We start from the raw sequence: 9,196 nt of genomic DNA, 5'->3' as shown, positions 1-9,196 counted from the left end.
GCACCGGTCGTTACGGCCCAGCATGCCGTCTTTTATATCTACGACAGCTCGGGAGAAAGTCACCGTTTGTCGTTGCTGGCAAGCTATGCCTACGAACGACCGGCCGACATGGGCAAGCGACTTGAGCTAGGGCAAGGGCTCGTCGGGCAATGTGCCTTGGAAAAGCAAAAGATCCTGCTCTCCAACGTGCCGGCGGATTACGTGCGCATATCGTCGGGTTTAGGCAGCTCGGCGCCGGTCAATATTCTTATCTTGCCGGTGGTCTTCGAAGGGCAAGTCAAGGCGGTTCTGGAGCTCGCCTCGTTCGAGCGGTTCAACCCGACCCACCAGGCGTTTCTGGACCAACTGATGGAAGGCATTGGGATCGTGCTTAACACGATCGAAGCGAACATGCGCACCGAGGACCTGTTGACGCAATCTCAATCGCTGGCCCTGGAATTGCAAAGCCGCCAAGAAGAGCTGCAGCAGACCAATCAAGAGTTGCAAGAGAAAGCCCGGCTGCTGGCGCATCAGAACGTCGAAGTGGAACAGAAAAACCAAGAAGTGGAACAGGCCCGCCAGGCTCTAGAGGAAAAGGCAGAGCAGTTGGCCCTCACATCGAAGTACAAATCCGAGTTTCTGGCGAACATGTCGCACGAGCTGCGTACGCCGTTGAACAGCTTGCTGATTCTGTCAGATCAGCTCTCCAAGAACCCGGACGGCAACCTCAGTCCCAAGCAGACGGAATACGCCAAGACCATCCATTCGTCCGGCAACGATTTGCTGATGCTGATCAACGACATTCTCGATCTATCGAAGATCGAGTCGGGCACCGTGGTGCTGGACGTGGGCGAACTGCGGTTCAGCGATCTGCACAACTATGTCGAGCGCACGTTCCGTCACGTCGCCGAGTCTAAGGGTGTGGATTTTACTATGGATGTCGATCCCAACCTACCCCGCGCGTTGACGACCGACAGCAAACGATTGCAGCAAGTGATCAAGAATCTGCTGTCGAACGCCTTCAAGTTCACGCATCACGGGCAAGTCAGCCTGGGAGTAAGCATCGTGCGCGACGGCTGGCACCCTGACAATGAAAGCCTGAACTCCGCTCCGGCGGTGCTGGCCTTTTCTGTCACAGACACCGGAATTGGCATACCGGCCGAGAAGCAGCCCATCATCTTCGAGGCCTTCCAACAAGCCGATGGCAGCACCAGCCGCAAGTACGGCGGTACCGGCCTGGGGCTGGCGATCAGCCGCGAAATTGCCCGACTGCTGGGGGGCGAAATTGGTCTCGTGAGTGCGCTCGGGGCGGGCAGCACGTTCACGTTGTATTTACCGCAAAACTTCGTGCCACCGAAGATCGTTCGCCGCCAGGCTGCGCGGCGGACCCCTGCCGCGAGCAAGCCGCAGACCGTGACGGAGTCGGTCGTGTTGGAAGAACCGTCGCACCTGTCGACCTACATGGACGACGACCGCAATTCCTTGCAGGCGGAAGACCGCCGGTTGTTGATCGTCGACAACGACCTGGGCTTCGGGCAGATCGTCATGGAGGCCGCGCATAAAACCGGCTTCAAGGGGATCGCCACGCCGTCGGGCGCTGCCGCGATCGCGTTGGCCCAGGAAGTTCAACCGCACGCAATTTTGCTTGATATCTCTTTGCCCGACATCGATGGATGGCGCGTGTTGAAGCGGCTGAAGAACGACCTTTCGATCAGGCACATTCCGGTGTTCGTCGTTTCCACGATGGATCGCATCGAACAGGGAATCAAATTAGGCGCTCAGGGCATTTTGCCTAAGCCAATCAGTACGGCCGATAAACTGGAACGCTTTTTGATCGACATACGCGAACTGGTCGATCGGGGCGAGCGGTCGCTTTTGATTGTCGACTCGAACGAGGGGAGCCGCAGCACGCTGGCGAATCTGTTAGGCGGGCTTCAAGTGCAGGTCAACTCTGTGGGCACGGCCGACGATTGCCTGTCCCTGCTACGCCGAACGCCCGTCGACACCATCGTCATCGTTCCCCATGCCTCGGACACGGCCGTTGCCGATTGGGCCGAACAGATAATGAAAGAAGCAAGAACGATCCCGCGGCAGGCGCTATTGTACGCAGATCGCAGCGACGCCTCGGCGGAGGACATGGAGCGCTGGTCGCGACTCGCGCAAGAATACGGCCTGTCGCTAGTGGAATCGCGTCCGCAACTGGTCGATCAGGCAGCGTTGGCACTGTGCGTTCCGCTCAGGAAAGTGGATGAGCCACTGCGCCAGATGATCAGGGGGCTGCACGATCCGTCGCCGGTTCTGGCCGGCAAGCGCGTGCTGATTGTCGACGACGATATCCGCAACATCTTCGCCTTGACTAGCATCCTGGAGCGCCATGACGTCATAACGGTCTCGGCCGAAACCGGCCGCGATGCGATCAATTTGCTGCACGCCGCGCCGACGGTCGATATCGTGCTTATGGATATCATGATGCCCGAGATGGATGGCATCGACACCATGCGTGCCATTCGACAGAGCGCCCGTTTCAGGGATTTGCCGATCGTGGCCGTCACGGCCAAGGCGATGAAGGGAGACCGCGAGAAGTGTATCGAGGCGGGCGCCTGGGATTATTTGTCTAAACCCGTTGATCCGGACCAAATGCTGGCCGTACTACACGCCTGGCTAACCGTCTAATGATGGACAACCAAGAGAAAGTCAAAATTCTGTTGGTGGACGACGACCCAGGCAAAATCCTGGCCGTCGAGGCTGTGTTGGAGTCCCTCGACGAAACCGTGCTGTCGGTGCAGTCGGGGACCGACGCGCTGCGCAAACTATTGGACGACGAGTTCGCGGTCATTCTGCTCGATGTCAACATGCCGGCCATGGATGGCTTCGAGACGGCCTCACTCATACGGCAACATCCCCGCTCAGAACATACGCCGATCATCTTTCTCACGGCGTTTCCGGACGATACTTTTGCCGCGCGCGGCTACTCGCTGGGCGCGGTCGACTACATTCTGACGCCGGTGGTTCCCGAAGTGCTCCGCAGCAAGGTGTCTGTGTTCGTGGACTTGTACCGGATGACTCAGCAAGTCAAACGGCAAGCCGCGGAACGCGTGGCCTTGGCCGAAGAGCACGCGGCGCGGGTCGCCGCCGAGCGCGCCAATCGGGCCAAGAGCGCCTTCTTGGCCAACGTGAGCCACGAGTTGCGCACCCCAATGAACGCAATTGTGGGCATGACCGATCTGGCGCTGACAGAATCGCCGCCGCCGCAGATCCAAGAATATTTGAACACCGTGCGGTCCAACGCCAACGTGCTCATGGAATTGCTGAACGAGATCCTCGACTTTTCCAAGTTGGAGTCGGGGAAATTTGTGTTGGGGATGTCGTCGCTTTCGGTGCGGACGTTGGTCGATGAACTGTTCCAGATGTTTCACCTGGCGGCGAAAGACAAAGACCTGGCATTCTCCGTGGAACTCGCGCCCGTGGTACCTGACAGGCTATTGGGCGATTCGCTACGTTTGCGGCAGGTCATGATGAACTTACTGTCGAACGCTCTCAAGTTCACGGATCAGGGGGCGATCGGCCTGAAAGTCAGCGTCGATTCGGCGACAATGCAGGGTGTGATGTTGAGGTTCGAGATCTCTGACACGGGTATTGGCATCCCTGACGTGGATCAAGACCGCATTTTTGCTCCCTTCACGCAGGTCGATGCGTCCAGCACGCGCCGTCACGGCGGCACGGGCCTGGGCTTGGCGATCGTCGCCGAACTTGTGCGACTGATGGGCGGAAACGTCGCCGTCGAAAGCAAACTTGGCAGCGGCAGCGTCTTTTCCGTGGTAGTCCCGCTGGCCTATGCATTGGCCCCGCTGGCCGAGCAACCGGTTGTCGAGCGGCGCGCCAAATCCTCGCCGGCCCCGGCGGATCACTCGCTGCTGGATCACCGCGTCGCGGCCGAGGCCGGCCTGCGTGTCTTGGTGGTCGAGGATACCAGGGCAAATCAAGAAATTGTCAAACGTGCCCTCAGCCGTCGTGGGCATTTTGTCGAGGTGGCTGCCAACGGACAGCAGGCGGTCGACCTGGTGTCGCACGAGCACTACAACGTTGTTCTGATGGATCTGCAAATGCCCGTGATGGATGGATTTCAAGCGACGGCGGCAATTCGCGCTTTGCCAGGCGTCAGCTATATACCGATCATCGCGCTCACGGCCCATGCCACGAGCGACGATTCCGATCGCTGCCGGGCCGCGGGAATGGACGACTTCTTGCCCAAACCTCTCGATATTTTCAAATTGATCGAGGTGGTCGAGGACTTCGGCGCGTCGAATCGGATCCCCGCGGATCCGCAGCCCCTGTAGCGGCTGTTGGACGACGTCGAGAGTTCGTTCCTAGCCCGTCATCCGGCTTGTCCCCTGTTGCAGCAAGCTGGCCAAGGGTACGTCCATTCCGCCGCTGCCGCCAGGGCTAGGATCGATGCACAGCCCTGTAGCTCCGTCACAGTGCAAATCCGCTACGAGAATGACCAATTCGTCACAGTCGCCGACCAAGGTGACCTTCCATTGACCAGCGGCGCGCGATTCCATGAATGTGATTAACTTGTCCGTGGACGAAAATGCCAGCGCCTGCCCTCGGCTGTCGTAGGCGCCGCTGCCGTGTTTTGAGGCCGCATTTCGCGGTATCACGGCCCACAGGGGTAATCTGAGTTTCATGTTCATTGGTGACGGACTGTGCGAGTGGCCGATTTCTGAGGGAAACGGTAACAAATATCGTGCCAAAGACTGCACGAGCGCCGTGACCCGGACAATCGCCGGCTTTCCAAAAACGATGTGAAACTCGACGCGACTTGACAGGGCGGCAATAATCGAGCGGTCATCTCAAACTGGACAATTGACGAAGGCGAGCCAATATGAAATCGATTGCGGGCATCCTGGTCGGAGTCGTTTTGCTCGGGACGCAATTTGCACAAGCCCAGGAAGTCATTCGTCTTTACCCGGGAGCGGCGCCGGGGTCTGAGGCTGCGAGGCAAGAAGAGAAGGAATATTTCTCGCAGCTTTTCAACACGCAGGTCGTCACCAATGTCTCGCAGCCGACGTTGACGCGTTACGCGCCGGCGGCAGAGCTTGCCAACGGCACGTCGGTCATTATCTGCCCGGGCGGCGGCTTTCACGCGTTGTCGATCAATAGTGAAGGGGTGGACGTAGCACGCTGGCTAAATGCTAAAGGAGTAACGGGATTCGTTCTTAAGTACCGGCTGGTGCCAACCGGCGACGACGGCGTGCTGGAAATGGTCGGGAAGGGGCGCAATAAAATGCAAGACGACATGCGAGCCGCATTTCCACTGGCCGCGGCGGACGGTGCGGCCGCGGTCAAGTACGTTCGCGAGCATGCCTCGGAACTTGGCGTTGCCGCGGATCGCATCGGACTGATGGGATTTTCCGCGGGCGGATCTGTCACCGCGGCCGTGGCTTTTAAGAACGTGCCCGAGAATCGACCCGACTTCGTCGCGCCGATATATGCGTACCTAGGAGTGCTCGGCGACACCGAAGTCCCGAAGGACGCGGCGCCGCTTTTCGTCGTGGCCGCATCGAATGATCCGCTGGGGCTGGCCATCGACAGCGTAAACATCTACAGCAAGTGGCTGGCGGCGAAGAAGCCGGCCGAGTTGCACCTGTATTCCAAAGGTGGGCACGGGTTCGGCATGAATACGCAAAAACTGCCCTCCGATCAATGGATCGAGCGCTTTGGCGATTGGCTGCACGTACAGGGGCTCCTCAAGAAGAAGTAAGGTCGGCTCGAAACGTGCTCCGTACAAACCTCCTCGGCAAGAGGGGACGGTCCTCGACGAGAAAGGCTTGCAGCAGGGGCCGGGTTCGCGATCATCCCTGCGCAAAACGTTCAACTCCGGGCGAGTTCGACCAACGGTCGGTTGGCATGTTGTCGCTGATCTGCTACCAATAATGGGGTGGGCGCATTGACCATCAGCGGGAGATACGTGTGGAAGGAACAGTGTTACTCAAGCGGGCCTGCGGACACAGTAGCCCTTTTACCTACAAGAAGAACGAGCGCTATGGAAAGCAGCGACTGCAAAACTTTCTTGGGAAAAAATGCCCGGAGTGTACCGTCGCTGCCATCGCGGCGCTAGAAGCTCAGCAGAAGGCGACCTCGGCATTGAAGAAGCGCATTGCCGCGCGGCAACGGGCTGAAGCCCGTGACAAGAAATAAGACATCGGTCCTGACGATGCAACGCGGGAACGTATCGTTGCGACCTGACAATACTTCTGTCACGTGTGCCCAGATGGGACGAACGAGTTTTTTTAAGGCCGCGCTGTGCAGTGAACTGCCCTTATAAACCTTTCGCGTTCTAGCCCAATCAAAGGCGACGTTAAGCGCCACGGCGCGGCAATCGACCCGATCGCGTCGCAATTGGCATTCGACGGCGCGTTGTATCACCGGCAGAAAGTGCCATCTTCATCCACAGCCGGTGGCGATCAATTCTGCTGGTCGCTGTTTGCGGCAGCCGCCGCATGTCGACAATTTCAGCAAGTCGGCTCTTGGATCGCGTTGACGATCGCAGTAAATTTAATTACCACATGCATCGTGGCAATTCGCGAACAGTGCCACGACACACGTGCGAAATCGAAAACAGAGAATTTGGCAAACAGCAATTTGGTGGAATCCACAATGAGAAGTCGCATTGGGCAGTATTTCGGTCGGCCGACAGATATCGATCGGGCCAAAACGATGCTTTCGTTCTGCGATGCCGTCTGGCAGTTGCACATCGACCCGAATGGATTGCAACAGTGGGAGATCGAGTCGCTGTCGAGGCTCGATCGTGAGGCAGCCACGGTTTTGCGCGCTGCACGGCTAGGTTTGACACGCTCCGCATCGCGGCGCTGTCAAAAGTAGCTGCGCGCCTCGCGACGATTCGGCCCATTGGGGCGCGTTGCTATGCCGGCCTAGGAGTTGGCAGGCCGCTTCGCTTCAAGCGGATATCGCACCACGTTCGTGGCCAGGCGAAGCTTTTCCAGCATTTGAATCGTGATATACGTCACGTCGAATTCCCACCACTTGTGGCCGTGCGCGGCACAACGCTGGAAGGCGTGGTGGTTGTTGTGCCAGCCGTCGCCATTGCTGATCAGGGCGAACAGTATGTTGTTCCGACTGGAATCGCCCGTTTCGTAATTCTGATAGCCGAACACGTGCCCGAATGAATTGACTGTCCAGGTGATATGCCATACCAGCACGGTGCGGACCAAAACACCCCACACTAACAGGCTGGCCCCAAACTGCACGCCCCCCATCAACTGGCCTGTCGACACCCAGCCAATCACCAGGCCGACAAAATAGTACAGCGCGGCATGGGCCAGATAAATCCAAAACCAGCGCAGTTTGCGCTCGATCCAGAAATAATACGGATCGCGCAGCACGTCGCGACAATAGTTCTCGTAGTGAAACGTGTTGTCGTGCTCCGTGTTCTTGATCATCACCCAGCCCAGGTGCCCCCACAGCAGACTGACCATGGGGCTATGAGGGTCGGGTTCCTCGTCCGAATGTTGGTGATGCATGCGATGGATGGCTACCCAGCGGGCCGGCGAATCTTGCAAGCAGCAGACGGCCAGCGTCGAGAAGCAGTATTCAAGCCACTTCGGCACCACCAACGAGCGGTGCGTCAGCATGCGATGAAAACCGAGGTTGATGCCCAGCGTGCCATAGACGTACAGCCCGAGCACACAGACGACCACGCCGGTCCAACTAAAAAACCAGGGGAGGAACGCGAGCATCGCCAAAAGGTGGATGAGGACCACGTTGATGGCGTACTGCCAGTAGACGCGCACCGGATTGGTCGCGGCAGGACGCGCTTGCGGAAAACCCGCCCGCGCCGTGAGTTCTGTCGTCGCCATCGTCCGATCCCTGTAGAGAAAGAAGCGTCTCATTACGGCAGAGACCGAATGCGACGGGTCTGCTGCGATAGACGAGATTGTAGCAATTTGGCCCCCGCTGTGCGTCTTGCGGACATGAGTTTTTCCATGATTCCCGCACGATGCACCGGATATTCGGACTCGTCCGCACGCATCAGTCTTTGCCGGTGCATCCTGGCCTATTCTTACCTGTAGCGGCTGCAACCCGGCTCTACGTCTACGGTTCTCGCGTTTTGCGATCTCTGGTGACAGGGCTACGACGCGGCTAGAATGCGGCTCGGAAATGGCACGCACGCGAGGAGGTTGGTATGGGGAACCCACCGAAAGAAGAGAGCGCCGTCGAAGCGGGACACCGATTCGACCCGGAGAAGCACGACGCTCCGACGTCGCGACGGCAGGTCGTGCGGCCGGCATTCAAAGCCGTATTTCAGTTTGCGCGTTTTCTGGTGACCTTGCCGGTCGTCATCGTGCGCGGTCGCCGCGGCAACCTCGATGAAGTGACCGTCTATTCGGCGCACCCCAGTTTCTTTCTGTGGCTGCTGATCGTAGTGGGCTTCGTGTCCTCGTCGATCGTCGCGAAAGAGCCGCAATGGACCGTATTTTTCGGTTGGCTTTATGTGTGGGTGCTGTTGTATTTTTTCGTGACGTTGCTGTACGACTTCAGCGCGCGCAAACTGGCCTTGTGGGTGCTGATCTTCGCCCTGATCTGGTTGGCTTCGAAGTACATTGAGGACATCAAGAACGTGGCCGTGCTCAGTTCCGTTTTTGAGTATCTAGCCAGCTTGCAGCCGAAATTCGACGTAGGCACCACCACCGTGCTGAGCTGGCTGCTGCTGTTGCCGTGGATCGGATCGCTACTTCATATGGCGTTGAATGGACGCAAGCGATTTACGCCCAATGAGATCGGCGAGTTCCACTTCGGCGAGGGAAGCGAACTGACCGACCGGACGGGCCTCCGCTTCCGCACGCAGTATCGCGACGTGTTGGAAACGATTCTCACTTTTGGCGGCGGCGATCTGTTGGCCGTCGACAATCATCAAAATGTCATCAAACGGTGGGACAACATCCTGGGGCTGTTCTTCCTCTGGAAGGACCTCGACCGCGTCCTGCATCAGCGCGCGGTATCGGAAACCGACGGCGAGGACGAAAACACGTCGCATGGATGACTACCGCGCCTCGTATAGCGTGAACGGGCAATCATGAGTTGGCGATAACGAATTGGCGGTGGTGCGTTGACGGCGATGCATTGACCTCGGCTTACTGGTGATGCCGGCCGTCCCTAGCTCGGCTCTTCTTCGGTAGCGGACCGTCCCGGGTAT

The 9,196-nt window shown here is 58.3% G+C and carries 8 protein-coding genes; 6 read left to right on the top strand and 2 right to left on the bottom strand.

Going from position 1 to position 9,196, the window contains the following annotated elements:
* Together VGG64_13045 and VGG64_13040 are read left to right on the top strand one after the other, a co-directional pair.
* A partial coding sequence (locus VGG64_13045) for a response regulator (protein ID HEY1600526.1) occupies positions 1-2,652 on the top strand: 2,652 nt, incomplete at its 5' end.
* Complete coding sequence (locus tag VGG64_13040) at positions 2,652-4,316, top strand: response regulator (GenBank protein HEY1600525.1); 1,665 nt, start codon at positions 2,652-2,654, stop codon at positions 4,314-4,316. The genes VGG64_13045 and VGG64_13040, both read left to right, overlap by 1 nt.
* 30 nt (positions 4,317-4,346) lie before the next feature.
* On the opposite strand, the gene VGG64_13035 is transcribed toward VGG64_13040, so the two are convergent.
* Positions 4,347-4,667, bottom strand: a complete 321-nt coding sequence (locus tag VGG64_13035) for a hypothetical protein (GenBank protein HEY1600524.1) — start codon at positions 4,665-4,667, stop codon at positions 4,347-4,349.
* A 197-nt stretch (positions 4,668-4,864) separates the two neighbouring features.
* Here VGG64_13035 and VGG64_13030 point away from each other — a divergent pair, with 197 nt between their 5' ends.
* The 3 genes from VGG64_13030 to VGG64_13020 all read left to right on the top strand — a co-directional run bounded on the left by VGG64_13030 (position 4,865) and on the right by VGG64_13020 (position 6,864).
* Positions 4,865-5,743, top strand: coding sequence for an alpha/beta hydrolase (locus VGG64_13030; protein HEY1600523.1), 879 nt, complete (start codon positions 4,865-4,867; stop codon positions 5,741-5,743).
* Between the two features lie 209 nt (positions 5,744-5,952).
* Positions 5,953-6,180 carry a hypothetical protein gene (locus VGG64_13025; protein ID HEY1600522.1) on the top strand — a complete coding sequence of 76 codons (228 nt, stop codon included), beginning with the start codon at positions 5,953-5,955 and terminating at the stop codon, positions 6,178-6,180.
* A gap of 459 nt (positions 6,181-6,639) precedes the next feature.
* Entirely contained in the window at positions 6,640-6,864 is a 225-nt protein-coding gene (locus VGG64_13020) for a hypothetical protein (GenBank protein HEY1600521.1), read from the top strand.
* Between the two features lie 50 nt (positions 6,865-6,914).
* On the opposite strand, the gene VGG64_13015 is transcribed toward VGG64_13020, so the two are convergent.
* Positions 6,915-7,859: a fatty acid desaturase gene (locus VGG64_13015; protein HEY1600520.1), complete on the bottom strand. Its 945-nt coding sequence runs from the start codon at positions 7,857-7,859 to the stop codon at positions 6,915-6,917.
* Positions 7,860-8,185: 326 nt separating this feature from the next.
* Between VGG64_13015 and VGG64_13010 the strand changes: the two genes are divergently transcribed.
* On the top strand, positions 8,186-9,043 hold the full coding sequence (locus VGG64_13010) for a hypothetical protein (GenBank protein ID HEY1600519.1): 858 nt from the start codon (positions 8,186-8,188) through the stop codon (positions 9,041-9,043).
* The last annotated feature ends 153 nt before the right edge of the window (positions 9,044-9,196 follow it).

Source organism: Pirellulales bacterium, from assembly GCA_036490175.1.
Taxonomy (GTDB): Bacteria; Planctomycetota; Planctomycetia; order Pirellulales; family JACPPG01; genus JACPPG01.
This window is presented reverse-complemented; position numbering and strand designations above follow the sequence as displayed.

Excerpts from the sequence above, each read along its gene's own strand:
- VGG64_13030 (HEY1600523.1), top strand. The coding sequence starts at position 4,865 with ATGAAATCGATTGCGGGCATCCTGGTCGGAGTCGTTTTGCTCGGGACG.
- VGG64_13010 (HEY1600519.1), top strand. The coding sequence starts at position 8,186 with ATGGGGAACCCACCGAAAGAAGAGAGCGCCGTCGAAGCGGGACACCGA.
- VGG64_13015 (HEY1600520.1), bottom strand. The coding sequence starts at position 7,859 with ATGGCGACGACAGAACTCACGGCGCGGGCGGGTTTTCCGCAAGCGCGT.
- VGG64_13040 (HEY1600525.1), top strand. The coding sequence starts at position 2,652 with ATGATGGACAACCAAGAGAAAGTCAAAATTCTGTTGGTGGACGACGAC.
- VGG64_13035 (HEY1600524.1), bottom strand. The coding sequence starts at position 4,667 with ATGAAACTCAGATTACCCCTGTGGGCCGTGATACCGCGAAATGCGGCC.
- VGG64_13020 (HEY1600521.1), top strand. The coding sequence starts at position 6,640 with ATGAGAAGTCGCATTGGGCAGTATTTCGGTCGGCCGACAGATATCGAT.